At 39.8% G+C, this 16,604-nt stretch carries 12 protein-coding genes (1 of these 12 running past the window's edge); 3 read left to right on the top strand and 9 right to left on the bottom strand.

From position 1 onward, the window contains the following. Positions 1 to 509 carry the final stretch of a THUMP domain-containing class I SAM-dependent RNA methyltransferase gene (locus D2V08_RS14205; RefSeq protein ID WP_119608824.1) on the top strand. 655 nt of this gene lie to the left of the window's left edge, so 509 of the gene's 1,164 nt are visible here — the last part of the coding sequence; its start codon lies beyond the left edge, outside the window; it ends in the stop codon at positions 507 to 509. Between the two features lie 138 nt (positions 510 to 647). Here the strand turns inward: D2V08_RS14205 and D2V08_RS14210 are convergent, their stop codons facing one another. From D2V08_RS14210 to rlmD, 4 genes are read right to left on the bottom strand one after another with little or no spacing between them, the layout of a single operon-like run. Next, positions 648 to 989 carry a VOC family protein gene (locus tag D2V08_RS14210; protein ID WP_119608825.1) on the bottom strand — a complete coding sequence of 114 codons (342 nt, stop codon included), beginning with the start codon at positions 987 to 989 and terminating at the stop codon, positions 648 to 650. A gap of 1 nt (position 990) precedes the next feature. After that, on the bottom strand, positions 991 to 1,746 hold the full coding sequence (locus D2V08_RS14215) for a DUF6048 family protein (RefSeq protein ID WP_119608826.1): 756 nt from the start codon (positions 1,744 to 1,746) through the stop codon (positions 991 to 993). Beyond that, the gene (locus D2V08_RS14220; protein ID WP_245980594.1) at positions 1,727 to 2,245 is read right to left on the bottom strand and encodes a DUF6452 family protein; all 519 of its coding nucleotides are present in this window, start codon (positions 2,243 to 2,245) and stop codon (positions 1,727 to 1,729) included. The genes D2V08_RS14215 and D2V08_RS14220 overlap by 20 nt, the downstream gene beginning before the upstream one ends. A gap of 30 nt (positions 2,246 to 2,275) precedes the next feature. After that, complete coding sequence (gene rlmD, locus D2V08_RS14225; RefSeq protein WP_119608827.1) at positions 2,276 to 3,688, bottom strand: 23S rRNA (uracil(1939)-C(5))-methyltransferase RlmD; 1,413 nt, start codon at positions 3,686 to 3,688, stop codon at positions 2,276 to 2,278. Positions 3,689 to 3,937: 249 nt separating this feature from the next. Between rlmD and rocD the strand changes: the two genes are divergently transcribed. After that, complete coding sequence (gene rocD / locus D2V08_RS14230) at positions 3,938 to 5,221, top strand: ornithine--oxo-acid transaminase (protein ID WP_119608828.1); 1,284 nt, start codon at positions 3,938 to 3,940, stop codon at positions 5,219 to 5,221. 5 nt (positions 5,222 to 5,226) lie between these two features. Here the strand turns inward: rocD and D2V08_RS14235 are convergent, their stop codons facing one another. From D2V08_RS14235 to D2V08_RS14245, 3 genes are all read right to left on the bottom strand, one after another. Continuing rightward, positions 5,227 to 6,279, bottom strand: a complete 1,053-nt coding sequence (locus D2V08_RS14235; RefSeq protein ID WP_119608829.1) for a S66 peptidase family protein — start codon at positions 6,277 to 6,279, stop codon at positions 5,227 to 5,229. Between the two features lie 59 nt (positions 6,280 to 6,338). Next, positions 6,339 to 7,580: a carboxypeptidase-like regulatory domain-containing protein gene (locus D2V08_RS14240; protein WP_220473417.1), complete on the bottom strand. Its 1,242-nt coding sequence runs from the start codon at positions 7,578 to 7,580 to the stop codon at positions 6,339 to 6,341. A gap of 181 nt (positions 7,581 to 7,761) precedes the next feature. Further along, the gene (locus D2V08_RS14245) at positions 7,762 to 10,209 is read right to left on the bottom strand and encodes a M14 family metallopeptidase (RefSeq protein ID WP_119608831.1); all 2,448 of its coding nucleotides are present in this window, start codon (positions 10,207 to 10,209) and stop codon (positions 7,762 to 7,764) included. A gap of 158 nt (positions 10,210 to 10,367) precedes the next feature. Here D2V08_RS14245 and bshC point away from each other — a divergent pair, with 158 nt between their 5' ends. After that, positions 10,368 to 11,972 carry a bacillithiol biosynthesis cysteine-adding enzyme BshC gene (bshC, locus tag D2V08_RS14250; RefSeq protein WP_119608832.1) on the top strand — a complete coding sequence of 535 codons (1,605 nt, stop codon included), beginning with the start codon at positions 10,368 to 10,370 and terminating at the stop codon, positions 11,970 to 11,972. 237 nt (positions 11,973 to 12,209) lie between these two features. Here bshC and D2V08_RS14255 read toward each other — a convergent pair whose 3' ends face one another. Continuing rightward, positions 12,210 to 14,486 (bottom strand): hypothetical protein, encoded by a 2,277-nt coding sequence (locus D2V08_RS14255; protein ID WP_147374152.1) that lies wholly within the window; start codon positions 14,484 to 14,486, stop codon positions 12,210 to 12,212. A 215-nt stretch (positions 14,487 to 14,701) separates the two neighbouring features. After that, entirely contained in the window at positions 14,702 to 16,549 is a 1,848-nt protein-coding gene (locus D2V08_RS14260) for a tetratricopeptide repeat protein (RefSeq protein WP_182835566.1), read from the bottom strand. Positions 16,550 to 16,604 lie beyond the last annotated feature (55 nt).

The following is a 16,604-nucleotide window of genomic DNA, read 5'->3' on the forward strand; positions in this document are numbered from 1 at the left end:
CTAACATCAATAGGGAATCTTACGCCTTTATGCACTGGAATGATTATAATGCTGAGCTTCACAATAAAATTGTGGAGGCCAGTTTAAAGAAGGTCCGAGAGTTTCATCATAAGATTATCGGCTATGATAAGGCGCCTTCTGCAGTTAGAAAAGCGCAAGAAAATGTAGATCATGCTAACCTTTCAGATTACATTACCATAGAACGTAAAGACTTTTTTAAGGCCGAAAAGCCGGTTGAAGGTAAACTTCATATGGTGTTCAATCCGCCCTATGGTGAACGGTTGCCTATTGATATGGAAATTTTCTATGGTAAAATTGGAGATACCTTTAAAAAAGTTTATCCGGGAACTGATGCATGGTTGATTACTTCCAACTTGGAGGCGTTAAAGCATATAGGCTTAAAAACATCCAAAAGAATAAAGACCTTTAATGGTAAACTGGAAGCGAGATTGGTAAAGTACGATATTTATGAAGGAAGCAAGAAGGGGAAATACCAAGAAAACAGTTAATTGTAAATACAACAAATATTAAAGGTTTATCCAAAAATGTATTTGGTATAAACTGAAAGAATTGTTTAGATTTGAGATGTGTTTGAAACACAGCTAACTAACTCAACCAAATTTGTAAAAGGAGCCCGTTGGCTCCTTTTATTTTTCGGACCAGACGGCCAATTCGTTGCCTGATGGGTCTGTAAAGTGAAATCTTTTACCCCCTGGAAATTCAAAGATTTCTTTGGTGATGGTTCCTCCAGTAGATTTCACTTTATCTCTTATTTCAACAAGGTTTTCGTAGTACAAAACAATAAGGGCTCCATTGACTATTGGTTCTTGAGTTAACTCAAAACCACCGGCAACACCAGTTTCGGAAAAGGAGGTGTAGGTAGGACCGTAATCGGTAAAAGCCCAACCAAAGGTCTGAGTATAAAATTCCTTGGTTTTCTCCAGGTCAGTCGACTTAAACTCGATATAATCAATCGGTGTGGTTTTCATACTATTGTTTGTTCTCTTCTTTTTGCTTTTTGGACTTTTTGTACAAGGGAATAAAGTAGCTAATGGAATAGTTGTAGTTTACGCCAAAATTACTTCCATCTGTAACCTTATTGAACCCTGGAATCCAAAGGTTTGGGAATTGTTCATCTTCCGTATTGGTTACCAAAAAGCCAATACGAGCACTCATGCCAACAAAAATGTTAGCAAATAGTTCCACCTTCGCTCCTACAACAAATTCGAGCCACGAAGCGGATAGACCATTAAACTCTCTATTTGGATTTTCACCAGGTAAAAAATCTGGATTAAAAAACCGATTCGTTTCGTAAAGGCTATAATCATTCAATGTTTGGCTAAAACTGGCTACGGCATAACGTCCTCCTATAGTAATTGCATTGTTCATTCCAAACCAATTTTCATAGGTATTTAAATCAATACCAGCTTTAATATAGCTTCCTGAGGTTTCATAATCGTACAAAACGGTGTTGTTTAGGTTTTCATCCTGTCTTTTGGTTTCATTACCAATTTCTGCAGCTAAATATAATTTATGGGTAAGTCGGTAGTCTCCCACTAACTCCAATCCTGTATAATCTTCGTCTACAAAGGAAAGTATAAGTTTGCTAATGTCCGCACCTACACGAAGCCCATATTGCTCCTTGTACTCTATGGTATCTTTTTGCGAGAGATCTATTGGCTCGCTTTGTGCTAGCGCCAAAATGGGCAACAGCCCAAATAAAATACTAATGAAATATTTTGACATGAATGCTATCGGTATTTTCTACATTAGGCTGAACAACGCTAATATCTTGAATCCAGTTCTCGGCACCTTCGTTTAGGGTGACGCTAATATTGTTATAATTGACCACAAATCCACATGCCCTCGAAACAAAAGCTTCGCCAAGGTCGTAAGAAATGGTCAAGGTGTCGATATTCCCAGTTTCCTCTCCAGTATCAGCATCATCCTGCGAGTCAGAAATAATCTGGTACATAGTACTTGTGGCACTGCTTCTTAGCGGAACTTGAAGGGAGTCAGGAGAGTTTGACCTATCACCAAATGACCCATTGGTTAAAACACTATCAATGTCAATGTTCCTTATTCTTATGGATGATACGGCCTTTGCCACAGTCGTGTCTTCGATGTCAAAAAAACCAATGATCAAAAGGGGTGTGTCGCCATCAACACAGATGTCATCCTTTTCACAGGAAGAAACATAATAAAGCATTGATACAATAAGTAGGATAGGGATTATTTTCTTCATTCCGGTTACCTATGGGGTTTAATTCAAAAATTACGCCCGTTTTTCCAAAAGTACAACATTTTCAACGTGGTGTGTTTGAGGGAACATATCTACCGGTTGAACCTTTGTGACTTCATATTTTTCTTTCATAAGAGCCAAATCTCTTGCTTGGGTTGCGCTATTGCAACTCACATAAACAATTTTTGGTGGTGCCACTAGCAGAAGCTGCTCAACTACTTGTTTGTGCATGCCATCCCGTGGTGGGTCGGTAATAATCACATCAGGTTGACCATGTGCTTCAATAAACTCATTGTTGAACACATTTTTCATATCGCCAACAAAGAATTCTGCGTTGGAAATATTGTTGCGAAGTGCATTGGCTTGGGCATCTTCAATAGCTTCTGGTACAGATTCCACCCCAACTACTTTTTTAGCATTTTTGGAAACAAACTGGGCAATGGTGCCAGTTCCAGTGTACAAATCGTATACCAGTTCGTCGCCAGTAAGCCCTGCAAAATCCCTTGTTATTTTGTAAAGCTCGTAAGCTTGTTCTGAGTTGGTCTGATAAAAAGATTTTGCATTGATTTTAAATTGAAGCCCCTCCATTTCCTCGAAAATATGGTCACGACCCGCAAAGCAAATTACTTCTTGATCATAGATGGTATCATTTCCTTTGGAATTGATGACGTAGAGTAGGGAAGTAATCTCTGGAATTTTTTCTTTTAAATGGTTTAACAGTAATGTTCTGTTTTCTTCATCATCTTCAAAGAACTGGATAAGTACCATAATTTCTCCTGTGGATGATGTTCTAATCATTAAAGTCCTTAGAAGCCCTTCTTGTTTTCTGGGATTAAAAAAAGTCATTCCATTTTCGTTGGCAAAGTTTTTAACTTCTAATCGAATGGCGTTGGATGGGTCTTGCTGTAAATGACATTTTTTAATGTCAAGAATTTTGTCCCACATACCAGGAATATGGAATCCCAAGGCATTTCGGTCCTCAATTTCAATATCGGAGTTGATCTCTTCAGGAGTCAACCATCGGCTGTCAGAAAAAGAGAACTCCATCTTATTCCTATAAAAATATTGTTCTTTGGAACCCAAAATAGGCGTTATATCTGGTAACTCTATGTTACCTATGCGCTTTAGGTTGTTCTCTACCTCTTTTTGCTTGAAATGGAGTTGGTGTTCATAGCCCATATGTTGCCACTTGCACCCTCCACATACACCGAAGTGTTCACAAACCGGTTCGGTCCTTTTATCGGAAAGGGTGTGAAAGTGAGTGGCAACCCCCTCAAAAAAAGCTTTTCGTTTTTTGGTGGTCATCACATCTACCACATCGCCAGGTACAGCATTGGTGAGGAAAATTACTCGTCCATCCGGGGCTTTGCCCACGGATTTCCCCTTTGCTCCCGCATCGATTACTTCTACGTTTTCAAACGTTTTTCGCCTTCTGTTTTTACGCATGCCGCAAAAGTAAGTTCTTTTTGGTATTTGACAGAACGCAGCTTCTTAAATTGCATGTAAACTTTCGATCGTATAAAGGGGAATCGCCCTCGGAAACTTATATTTTCATCAATTAATTTGTAATTTGCGGCCACTCCAAGGGATGATTTCTCTCCCACGCTGCTTTTTCGCCCCGATAGCTATTGGGACTTCGAAAGAATAAAGGTACAGTAGGAATGGTTATTTTATCAATTTTAATCATTTAATGAAATGGCTGTTTTAGAGCATTTAACATCGCAGCAAGCGATAGATTTGGAAAACAAGTACGGAGCACACAATTATCACCCACTTCCAGTGGTTTTGAGCAAGGGTGAAGGTGTTTATGTGTGGGACGTAGAAGGAAAAAAGTATTATGATTTCCTCTCGGCATATTCTGCCGTGAACCAAGGGCATTGTCATCCCAAAATTGTTGGCGCCATGGTGGAACAAGCAAAAACATTGACCTTGACTTCGAGGGCTTTTTATAATGATATGCTTGGGAAGTATGAAAAATTTGCAACCGAGACTTTTGGTTTTGATAAGTTATTACCCATGAACACTGGGGCGGAAGCAGTGGAGACCGCCTTGAAAATTTGTAGAAGATGGGCGTACCAAAAGAAAGGTATTCCAGAAAATCAAGCCAAAGTAATTGTTTGTGAAAACAACTTTCATGGTAGAACAACTACTATTATTTCTTTTTCGAATGATGAAGTTGCTCGTGAAAATTATGGACCGTATACCGAAGGATTTGTAAAAATCGAGTACGATAACCTAACGGCTTTGGAAAGTGCCCTTAAAAGCAACCCGCACGTTGCTGGTTTCTTGGTAGAGCCCATTCAGGGTGAAGCTGGGGTTTATGTGCCATCGGAGGGATATTTAAAAGCGGCCAAGGCCCTTTGTGAAAAATACAACGTGCTTTTTATCGCGGATGAAGTTCAAACAGGTATTGCCAGGACAGGTAGATTATTGGCCACTTGTGGTAATTGTACATGTCCTGACAAAAATTGTAGTGGTACGCCAGAAGTTAAACCTGATATCTTGATTTTGGGCAAGGCCCTTTCAGGTGGTGTTTATCCTGTTTCTGGGGTTTTAGCCAACGATGATATCATGGAGGTGATTACACCCGGTAGCCACGGAAGTACTTTTGGGGGCAACCCTGTCGCTGCTGCTGTGAGTACTGCTGCTTTGGAGGTGATCAAAGAAGAAAGCTTGGCACAGAATGCAGAGGAATTGGGAGAATTGTTCCGTGAAGAATTGAACAAGTTTATTTCTACCTCTGATTTAGTGGTTAAAGTACGTGGAAAAGGATTACTCAATGCAATTGTCATCAACGATACCGAGGATAGTTCTACCGCGTGGGATATTTGTATGGCGTTAAAGGAGAATGGACTTTTGGCGAAACCAACGCATGGTAATATTATTCGATTCGCGCCACCTTTGGTGATGAACCGTGAACAATTGATGGATTGTGTGTCCATCATTATCAAAACCCTTAGCGAGTTCAAGAAAAAATAATGGTATTAAGAAACAGCAGCCTCCAATAAACGCAGTTGTTTTTTATATGCATTAAAGCTAGCTTCAACCCCTATCGGAAGAGTGAAATTCTGTGGTATGTGCCCAAAGCTCATGCCATAAACAGCGGGAATGCCCAATGGAGCTATCCTGTCCATAATCACTTCCCTTAGGGTGAAGTTTTCTGTTGTTCTTTTGCGGTCACAGCCTTTACAGACTCCGAAGATAATTCCTTTGGCCTTTAAAAAGGTATCGACATCGATAAGTTGAGTGAGCATTCGGTCTATTCGATAAGGGGCTTCTTCAACATCTTCCAAAAAAACGAGTTTGTTTGTAAAATCGATTTCGTATGGAGTACCTATTGTTGCAGTAACCAATGTTAAGCTACCTCCGACAAGTTCACCTTGTCCAACCCCTTTAGTGATGGTATATCTGTAATATTCACTGTTGCGGTACTGCTTTGGGTCATTAAGAATTGCATTTTTAATGGGTAAAGTTTCCTGTGGTTCCATCAAAACCTTTTTGAAATAGGACTGGCTGTACTCATCATCTATGGTACTACCCACAGGACCATGAAAGCAAACAAGACCTGTTCTTTTATAGATGGTGTTTATCAACGCCGTTATATCGCTAAAGCCAATCAGTGCTTTTGGATTATTTTTGATGGATTCATAATCCAACAAATCCAGAATACGAGTACATCCATATCCACCTCTCGCACAAAGTATGGCGTCGACATCTGGGTTGGCGAACATTTCATTTAAATCTTTTGCACGTTCTTCATCCGTATTGCTGAAATAACCATAATTTCCTTTGATACGCTCAGTATAATGGGTTTTAAAGCCCATTTTGTGCAAAGTGTCCTCCGCGAGGTAAAGTGCTTCAGGTTTTACCGCGAAGCCTGGGGCAACCAAACCAATGGTATCGCCAGGTTTTAATTTTTTCGGTTTTGTTTTAGGCTCAGAGAAAGAGATAGATTTGTTTCCCCAACTTGTTTGATGCAGTAAGGTTGCAGCACCAAGCATTGTTGCTGACTTTAAAAAGCTTCTTCTTTTGGACATTTAGATTGGATTATGCAACACAAAGATAAAAATGAACAAATTTAGAAGAAAAGCTGAAACTATTCGCTGTTTCTATCCTCCCTACGCAATTGTCTCTGGATTTTTTTAATGGCAGATTCAATGGACTTTTCAGGTTCTATAATATTGTATTCGCCCCAAAAATTTGGATCTGAAAAACCAGAAGCTTCATCACTAAGGATTATGGATTTTTTGATCCGCTCCCGGTATCGAGGTATTTCACCAGTTAAATTTTTATCCCAATCTGTAATGGCCATTTCTGCGGTCATGCTGTACATCGAATTGAACCATTTATCCTCCCAATCCACTTTGAATTCCATAAATACGCTACTGTAACCATAGAACCATTTTCCATCTTTTTCTCTATAATCAACGCGGTAGGACACTTCTGTAGGCCAAACATCCACCTTTGCCGGTTTTCTTCTCACAAAAAGTTGGGCTGCTTTTTTCCTATCAGTAATATTCAGGGAAAAAGTGGCGCTTGTCAAGATTTTGTTTCCAACATCAATGAATAATTCACCATGGTAAAGAGGTTCAATAATACCTTCATATTGATCAAACTTGATTACATAGATCAATCTATCATTGGTTCGAGTGGATCTATCAAAAGTGAATTTATAATTGGACAAATCCTCTTCTGAAAATATATACTCTGGATACTTCATCATATCCACATATAAGGTGTTGTACGGACCTCCTTGAAGTTTCAATGCAACGGTATCCAATTTACTATAATCCGTACTTTTTCTGGCTTTGTAAAGTTCGACCACATCATCTCTGGCAGAACTATAAGGTGTTTTGTATACATTGACCACGGCTTCTGCCAAAGAAACGTTTCTTCTTCTCCTTTTTATGGTTTCCCTATAAAAAGCCGTCATTAAAGTTGAATCATCAAAATAATTGTCAACCCTGTTCCTTAGCGTCTCTTTCACCAAGGCCAAAGCATCTTTTGGTGCATTGATATTAATTTCTGAAAGTTGCGTAACCGATACTTCTAAAGATATTTCGTTTTTTTCTGGCTTTAGGTTGGCTATGGGCACCTTTTTGGTTTTATACCCCAAAAAAGAAATCACCACATTTTTGTCGGTATATTCTTTGGGTACTTTTAAAAGGAAGTTTCCTTCTGTGTTGGTAATTGTGCTAATATTGGTGCCTTCCACCGTGAGAGTAGCAAAAACCAACGGTTTATTACTTGATTCCTCTCTAACTTCTCCACTATATTGGTTAAAATCTACAGCGGCATTATCTTGTTGGAATCCAAGGGTCTCTCCAGGATTCAGCATGGCCGCCACAAATAGTGTCGACAACAATAGTGCCCTGTGTTTTTTTATTAAAATTGACAATGAGGTTCTAGGTGACATATCTGCAATTTTTTCTTTTTATTAAAAATACGAAATTTTGAAGATAAGTCTCTACACAGGTCTTGTTAAAAACTGAATAACTAACTCGGAACCAGCTATTTTTTTAATCCACCATAAAGAGCGCATTGGCAAAGAATAACTTTCCGTTTTCCCAAAATCCTCGGAACAAAGGATTGTCCACCATATAAACCACTTGACCACGGCCAAAGTTTTCCACTCCGAATACTAGGGATTCCGAAATCCTTTTCTGTGCCTCAGTTCCAGCAAATCCAGAAAATGGCTTGGTGTTTTGTTCCAGGTATACTGCGTTTCCATTATTGAGGTATTCATAAGCACTGCTTCCCAGTTTTAAAGAGAAATAGTCCGAGCCATACCCGTAGGCCAATGGATTGGAGTTATCTACTTTGGTTTTAAAGATGGCACCGGTAATCGCTCCTTTAATACGCTCTCTCTCCCAATCTTTATAAGGTTGAGGTGATTTTTCACTGGAATCTTTTGCCATTTTCTTCTTCTTGACCCCGAATCCTTTTTCGCCATCAAGAGCATCTATGGAACCACCCATGGCAATGATTTTTCCCCCTTGCCTAACCCAATTCTTTAGTTTAGATAATTGGTCTTCATTAAAATGATTGCCATATCGTCCATCGGGCAACACTAAAATGTTATAATCGTTTAAATCCACTCTATTGGCATAATCATCATCAATAACTGTAAGTGGGTAATGCAGTTGTTGTTCGAAAAAGTGCCAAATTTCTCCAAAGCGAAGCGTTGAAGTAGGGCCTCCGGATAAAACGGCAACTTTTGGTTTAGTAATCATTTGAATGGATGAAGAACCAAAATCTTTCCCAGAATCCACAAAACCGGTACGTGTTGGTGTTATATCCTTTTTAAATTTTGTGGCAATGGTTTGCAATGTTTGAATAAAGCCATCCTTGTTTTCGTTATCCCCTTTGGTGATGATCAAAGTTCCTCGATTAAAAGATTTACCTTCAATAGTAAAGGGATGGTCAGCTTTGCGAACACGAATTCCTTCGTTGAGAAGGGCCGCCAAAAAGCGCGCATCGTCCATGCTGTTCCAATCAGTTAGGTACGCATAACTACCGTTGCTAATATTGGAGGAAACAGAGGTTTCCTGCATATTTTGGCTGGAAACTGTGGAAGTTGAGGCAATGGCATCTAACCCATATGCGTAGGGGAGGGACCAAGCCGTGATATCATACGTCAACGAATCCGAAAGTTTGGCATTTGGTTCAAACAATACCTTTACCAATGTTCCTTTGGGCTGGTCAGTGGAAACCACCATTCCATTTTTATTGATGGACAGGCTTCCGTTGCTACCTGTGCTGTAACTATGTCCCCTATAAGAACCACTGGTTAGATCGCCATACTCAATGTTGTGTTTTTCCAAAAGTGATTTAAGAGCATTCAATTTGTCCTTGTCACCTTTGAGCACGTAGCTTTGGTACTTGAATTCTTTATTCTGGTGAAACTTTCTGAATTCTTCATTTAATTTTTCTGCATTTTGAGAAGATACCTCTACGGTGGAAAGTCCGGTTGTAAAGTGGTGAGCAATTCGGTCTTTTAAGGTAAGTGTATCGCCAATGGCAGTTTTTACACCAAGACCAGCTCTTCCACTACCGCCTTGCTCGTAGGTCATTCCAATTGAGCCATTGTAAATAGGATAAGTATCTCCATAACTTGGGTACAACAGGTCAAAAACTTCTTTGGTGAAATAGAACCATCCGTTTGCATCAAAATACTTGGCATGATTTCTACCCAAGGTTACCTGAAAATCACGTTGGAAATCGGTAATCACTTCATGATAAGGTTCTGCCGCTGGGGCAAAATAGTAAGGGTTGTTCACACCTTGTTCATGAAAATCCACATGGATGTGCGGCAACCATTGGTTGAACATTTTTAGCCTTTGCTGGCTTTCTACTTGTGTAAGCCATGCCCAATCACGATTAAGGTCGAACATATAGTGGTTGCTACGTCCGCTCCACCAACCTTCATGGTGTTCCTTGCTATTGGGGTCAACTTGGTAAGGTGTGTTTTTATATTGATTATACCAGTTACTGTATCTGTCACGCCCATCAGGATTGATACATGGATCCATAATCACCACAGTATTTTCCAAATAAGAACTCTTTTTGGTCAAAAGTTCATAAATGGTTTTCATAGAAGCTTCCGTGCTCACACTTTCGTTTCCATGTACGTTATAGCTTAACCAAACAATCGCTTTTGAAGAATTTCCGGTTCCTTCGGTATCTTTCAAGTGCTCTTGTCGAATGGTTTCCAGATTGGCAAGGTTTTCCGCAGAGGATACGTAGGCCAAGATTAAGGGCCTGCGCTCGTTGGTTTTACCATAAACTGTAAGTTGCACCCTGTCAGAAGCGGATTCCGCTAAATATTCGTAATAATCCACCACTTCATGATGGCGGGTAAATTGTGTTCCGAGTTCGTACCCCAAGAATTCCGAAGGGGACTTTAATTGTTGTGCTGATACGGAAATTGATATTAAAAGAATGAGGGAAAATAAAAATTTGGTCATGCTTGGTTAATTAGTTCTACCAAATCTACTAATAATTTGAGCCAGAAACCTAATTTTATCGAGGTCGCCCCATTAAAATTGCATAAAATTCAATTAACGTATTTTTAGGATGAGAAAAAAAGAAGAGACTTATCTTTGAACACCTCATTACAGTTTGAATGGAAGTAGAATGTATACCCTTTAAGGAGACCGGTTATTTTTCCCAATTAATTTGTGACTATCTAGACCAAAAAAAAGACTTAACCCCTTTTTTTAACAGATATCCTTTGCCTGAGAATTTTGGTGATCAAATCAAAGAGAAGGCGGCCAATTATCCAAAAGGACACCGATCTATCCTAGTTAATTCCTTGAAGAAGCAGTATAAAGGTATTGAAGCTTTCAAGGCGACCCAAAAAAATATGGATGCGTTGTCCAAGGAGACAACTTTTACGGTGGTCACAGGTCACCAGCTGAATTTATTCACTGGTCCGCTGTACTTCCTATATAAAATTGTTTCCACGATTAACTTGGCCAAAAAGCTGAACAAAGCGCATCCGGAAAACCATTTTGTGCCCGTTTATTGGATGGCTACCGAAGACCATGATTTTGATGAAATCAATTATTTCAATCTGCATGGAAAAAAGGTGCTTTGGAACAAAAAAGCATCTGGCGCAGTAGGAAGATTGTCTACAGAAGGGTTGGAAGATGTTTTTGAAGTATTCGGGGCCGAACTTGGTAATTTGGGACTGACGGAAAGTTTGAAAGAGATTTTCAAAAAAGCATACTTGGAACACTCCACCCTCACCGAGGCCACTCGATATCTTGCCAATGCATTGTTTGGAGACCAAGGGCTGGTTATTGTTGATGGGGATGATGCAGAACTGAAGGAATTGTTGGTTCCCTATGCGAAGAAAGATATTCTAGACCACACACCTTATGATAAAATTTCGGAAACAATCAATGCATTGAGCAATGTTTCGTCCGATTATAACATTCAGGTAAACCCGAGGGAAATCAATTATTTCTATTTAAAGGATGACTTGCGGGAGCGAATTATCCTAAAAAAAGGGAAATACCACGTAATCAACACGCATATCGATTTTTCCAAGGAAGAACTCTTAGAAGAGCTTGAGTCACACCCAGAGCGTTTTTCCCCCAACGTGGTCGCACGTCCGTTGTATCAGGAAGTGATTCTACCCAATTTATGCTACATAGGTGGAGGAGGGGAGCTTGCCTATTGGTTGGAGCTCAAATCCTATTTTGATGAACTAGGGGTAACATTTCCTATGCTGATGCTTAGAAACTCAGCTTTGCTGATAACGGAAAAACAATCTGAAAAAGTAGAAAAGATGGGATTGAAAGTATCTCATTTGTTTATGAAGCAACATTCACTTATCAATAAAAAGATACGGGGTATCTCAAATATTGATATTGATTTTACACCCCAAAAAAGATTATTGGAAGAGCAATTTGAACATATGTACGAATTGGCAGAAAAAACGGATGAAAGTTTTTTGGGAGCGGTAAAGGCGCAAGAAGTAAAGCAGAAGAAAGGTTTGGATAACCTAGAAAAACGTTTGTTAAGAGCTCAAAAACGAAAATTAAAGGACCATGTGGTTAGGTTGACCGAACTTCAAAATAAGTTGTTCCCCAACCAATCCCTGCAAGAGCGACAACTCAACTTCTCTGAAATGTATATGCAAATGGGGGACGAATTGCTTCCTATGTTGTTGGATACATTAGATCCTTTTTCCCAAGACTTTACAATTTTAAAGCATAAATAGTGGAGCTAAATCTGCCGGCTGCAGTAGAAAATTTAATCTTTTTTAAAAAAGATTAAAACCAAGGTAGGGTATTTTCTTACTTGGTTGTTCTATACTTGAAAATTGCTATGAAAAAGTAAATATTTTGAGTTGGTTAACTCATATGTTTAGGTTGGTTTTGATTTTATTGAAAAGCCCCGGAGTGGTTCCCGGGGCTTTTTGCTTTTTACAGGTTTATGTTTGTTTAGAGCTTAATTTTTATTGATTTTGTTTGGTTCTGGCTTTTGCATCTTCCATAAGTTTGTTTAGAGCACCATTGGCATTACAGTCACCAATCTCTGGTCTTGATACTTCAATCAGTTCATTCTTATCGAAAATATTAAAACTGCCTACTTCTTTCTCCTCCCCATTGATGATGATAAAATGAGCAAATTCCTTGGTGTCGTGGTTGTATGTAAATCCTGCTCCACCAATGCCATTGGTAAGTTCCTGAACACACGCCTCCACGTTATCCTTTAGACCTTCCAACTCTTCCACTGTTGGCAACTGGTCAACAATGTCCTGTGCTTCTATCCGAATGCCATCCGCCTCTTCAATATATTTAACATTATCCGCAGCCTCCAAGAGTTGTGCTTTTTGACTGCTTGTTAGTACGGTCTCATTAATGGTTACACTTCTTGATGCAGTCATGGTCCAGAGGTCGCCACATCCAAAAGTGGGATGCCCATGGATTATGGTTACCGAAAATGTCCTGTTGATTCTATCTAAACTGGCCAAATCGCGCAAGGCGGCTTCCAATTCGATTCTTGTTGTAGCATTGTCGTTAGATTCATTGACTGCATTGCGTAACCTTGTCAACGCATTTCTGTGTCCCCGGACAATGGCATCGATCTGTCCGGAAAGATTATCGCTGCAAAGTATTCTGTTATTATCGCTCAAATAGGAATTGATTGTATTCCTTCCTGTGGTTATTCCTGCATCAACAGCATCATCAATGGCAGCATCTGCTTGATCAATGATTCCAGGCAAAGCAGCCCTCAAACCTCTTAAACTGAGTTCCAAATCATATTGCGTCTCTGCATCTTCAAGTTCCTGTATTGCATTTTGTGTAGTTTCAATGGCTGCATCGATTTGAGAAGTTACTGTCTCAGAGATGCCATCGGAAAAATTATCGGGCTTTGTAGCAATGCATTTGGTTTCATTTGTGGTGAAGACGGCTGATGCACCCCAAACATCGTCACCCGAATATACTTCCCCTTGCATGGTAAAGGCCTCTGGCGTTGCCCTTACAGAACCCTCCATACCTTGGTTGCCGGTGGGCATTTGGATGTCAAAGGATCCGGATAATCCAATATCGAAGTTGCCCGTTTGTTCCACAAAGCCATAGGCATTCATGTCTCCATCGGGCATTAGCGGAATGAAATCTGGCCACCAGGATAAATCGGGGTCAACCAAACCATTAATAAAGGCTTTGGCTGTTACACCATCGTTGGTGGAAGCTTCAGCAACCACTGCTGCACTGCCCGAACCAATTGGAAATCCAAACGATATGAAAGAGGTTATTTCCATGGATAAGTCAAGTTTACCATTGATGCCTGCCCGATAGTTTACCCCAAAATCCGACTCCATTGGCTCGTTAAAATCAAGATCAGCACTGAAACCCCTGTTTTGGTAATACATACCGGAAGCTTTCAATAATTTAAATAATGAAACTGTTCCACCGGTCACCTGATTGGCTTGGAACGAAACGACATTCCCTTGCACCGGATTGGTAGGTTCGTACATAAAGTTGGAGCCAAAGGACCCTCCAAAACTTACACTGGACAATTTGTTATGGCTTGAACTGCTGTCCCCGTTGGAATTGTCGCTGTTGTTATCGTCGCCACCCAGGGCATCACCTCCTAATGAAAAGAAGAACATGGGGTCTGTATAATCTGCAATGAATGTAATATGTCCGCCCACAGGTGCCTCTATGGAGAGCGGTTTATGAGCGTCGGGATCGTTATTGACTCCAAGTTTTAATTCCAATCCAGCTGAAACTGCAAAAACAAAATAAGAGCGTTCATCCACCAGTTTAATTTCAAAATCACGATTCTCATTCAGAAATTTACCTGTAAAGAATCCAATATCTGCTTGAACAGGTGTCTCAAATTCAAAGTAGTTGGTAGGTGCAGGTATTTCTGAGGTGCCGCTGATACTTTTTAGCGTGCCATCATCATTAAATTGAACATCGAGGTCTGCTTTGGCAAAAACGATGGTTTCTTCCTCGGTGTTCAGGGTAAGGGAACCGTCAACAAGATAACCGTTTGCCGTTTCCGTTACAGTTCCCTCAGGGTTCAGGTCATCATCTGTTATTGCATCACCGGTGTCTACACTGGTACATTGATCAGGGCATTGATTGGGGTTGCCACAAGGATTTTCTTCGCAAGGGTCGTTAGCGATAGGTTCTATTCCACTTTCTTTTCCGCAGGAAACAGTCAATGCCACTAAGAACAATAGGCAAATTCTATTCAATGGTTTTAGTTTTGTTTTCATCTTTTTTTGTTTTGTGGTTGAATGTGATTGCTGTTTTGTGTGACTTACTCGGTAACAGTCTGCAGCCCTTAGCCGAGCAAGACCACAAAACGGTGTCAAAAGCTTGACGAAACAAACATAAAGCGCTGATTTTGAGGGTGAAAATGATCAGGGGGGACAAAGGGTGGACATCCCAAAAATATGGGTGGGACAAGAAGTGGACGTGCAATAAGCCCTTATAGGCTCAAGACCAGGTCCTGGAGTGAATCTTCTGTTTGGATATTAAGTTTTTTGCGAAGACGGTAACGTGCTTTTTTAATTCCCTCGTGCGAAATATTCAGCATATTGGCAATCTCTTTTGAGGAAAGGTTCATTTTAAGTAATGCCAATAAACGTAGTTCATTCGGTGTAACTTCTGGAAAACGGGCTTTTACATTGCTATTGAAATCTTTATGGACCTCTTCGAAATACCTAGAAAAGTTTTTCCAGTTATTATCATCCTGTAAATCAAAATCAATGGTCCGAATAAGGTTTTGGTATCCAGTTTTAACAGACTCTTCTTTTTTTAATGCTTCGGCCTTTTGCTTTATACTTTCCAATACCTCATTCTTTTTGGCCAAGTGCAAGGCGTGGGTTGTCAGTTCCTTCTTTTTAAAATCAAGTTCGGCATCTAGCTTTGCCTTTTCAGCTTTATTTCTTTTTAATTTTTGTCGGACTCCATAAAACCCAAATCCAAATACCAACACCGAAAGTCCCAAGCCTCCGCCCAAAAGGTATTTTTGAAGTTTGCTCACTTTTGCTTCTTGTTCCAAAAGGGCAATTTGCTGTTCTTTTTTCTCGGTTTCATATATAGTGCGCAACTCTTCAATTTGTTGCGATTTTGTGGAGTTAAAAATAGAATCGTTTAAAATTATGAACTGCTTTTTGTCTTCAAGTGCTTTTTGATATTGACCATTGAGTTCATAAGCTAGGGAACGTCCCTTGTATCCATCCTTTAGCTCGACTAAACTTTTTATGGAATTAGCCAGTTGAATGGCTTCGGTATGGTGTTTTATGGATTCCAAAGGTTCGTTTTTTTCCAATGATAAACTTCCCAGCTCATTCAAGGAACTTACACTGTTGTTAGCTGTTGTTTTACCAAGGTCGATACTTTTCTTTAGAAATTGCTCCGCTAGGTCAAGATTACCTTTTTTACGATTGGCCAAACCTAGATTATGGTAGCAGATGGCTTCAAAGCCTTTTCTTCCAGAATTTATCGAGATTTCCAAACTTTTTTTGAAATGCTCAATTCCCTTATCAATATTGTCAAGGCCTAAATATGCATAGCCAATTTCGGTATGTGTGATGCACGCCCAAAGGTGATTCTCTTGGTCTTCAAAAATTTCCAGCCCTTCCATTAGAGGCTCTAAGGCAGCTTCATCGTTCCCGCGCAAACTTTCAATTCTTCCCACCCCTACCAACATGTCTGCACGTTGTCTTGGATGTGGTTTTTTTAAAGAATCTAATCCACTAAGACCAGCTAGCATATGTTTTATTCCCAATTCGTAAACCCCTTTATCCATATAGATGGTTGCAATCTCTCTATTGGTTTCAGCAATACGAATACCACTTTTCATATCTATCGCGGTTTGCATTACATTCTCATATAAGGCAATGGATTTATCAAAGTTTCCTGACAGTTGCTCTACCTTGGCAAGACCATTGAGGGTTTTAAACATTCCAGCCTTGTTTTTGATAGTTTCCCAGATAGGTTTGGCAAGTTGGAAGTAATATCTAGCGGAATCAAAAGAGTAGGTACGACGATGATAATTGCCATAATTATATAGTGCGTCACCTTCACCTTTTTGATAATCGAATGCCTTGGATAACCGAAGTTGCTCTTTCACGTATGGCAAAACGTCCTCTGGCTTCTTTTTTTGAAATACTTCGTAATAGAGATGGTCTAGCGTTTCAATTTTATCGATGCCCTCGCTTTGGTTTTGATAAACCGTAAGAAGACTATCGAGTGTTGAATCCTTTTGTGCAAATAAAAGATTGGTCGAAAGCAAAAGAAGGCCACCCAAAACGTGGGATATGGTTTTCATGGAGGCTGATTTGCTAACTAAAATAAACATTTTAGCCCAACTTTTTGAAAAAGAG

Source organism: Flagellimonas lutimaris (assembly GCF_003581615.1).
In the GTDB taxonomy this organism is placed as follows: domain Bacteria; phylum Bacteroidota; class Bacteroidia; order Flavobacteriales; family Flavobacteriaceae; genus Flagellimonas; species Flagellimonas lutimaris.

Excerpts from the sequence above, each read along its gene's own strand:
- D2V08_RS14235 (WP_119608829.1), bottom strand. The coding sequence starts at position 6,279 with ATGTCCAAAAGAAGAAGCTTTTTAAAGTCAGCAACAATGCTTGGTGCT.
- D2V08_RS14210 (WP_119608825.1), bottom strand. The coding sequence starts at position 989 with ATGAAAACCACACCGATTGATTATATCGAGTTTAAGTCGACTGACCTG.
- D2V08_RS14260 (WP_182835566.1), bottom strand. The coding sequence starts at position 16,549 with ATGAAAACCATATCCCACGTTTTGGGTGGCCTTCTTTTGCTTTCGACC.
- rocD (WP_119608828.1), top strand. The coding sequence starts at position 3,938 with ATGGCTGTTTTAGAGCATTTAACATCGCAGCAAGCGATAGATTTGGAA.
- D2V08_RS14255 (WP_147374152.1), bottom strand. The coding sequence starts at position 14,486 with ATGAAAACAAAACTAAAACCATTGAATAGAATTTGCCTATTGTTCTTA.
- bshC (WP_119608832.1), top strand. The coding sequence starts at position 10,368 with ATGGAAGTAGAATGTATACCCTTTAAGGAGACCGGTTATTTTTCCCAA.
- D2V08_RS14240 (WP_220473417.1), bottom strand. The coding sequence starts at position 7,580 with ATGCTGAATCCTGGAGAGACCCTTGGATTCCAACAAGATAATGCCGCT.
- D2V08_RS14215 (WP_119608826.1), bottom strand. The coding sequence starts at position 1,746 with ATGTCAAAATATTTCATTAGTATTTTATTTGGGCTGTTGCCCATTTTG.
- D2V08_RS14220 (WP_245980594.1), bottom strand. The coding sequence starts at position 2,245 with ATGAAGAAAATAATCCCTATCCTACTTATTGTATCAATGCTTTATTAT.
- D2V08_RS14245 (WP_119608831.1), bottom strand. The coding sequence starts at position 10,209 with ATGACCAAATTTTTATTTTCCCTCATTCTTTTAATATCAATTTCCGTA.
- rlmD (WP_119608827.1), bottom strand. The coding sequence starts at position 3,688 with ATGCGTAAAAACAGAAGGCGAAAAACGTTTGAAAACGTAGAAGTAATC.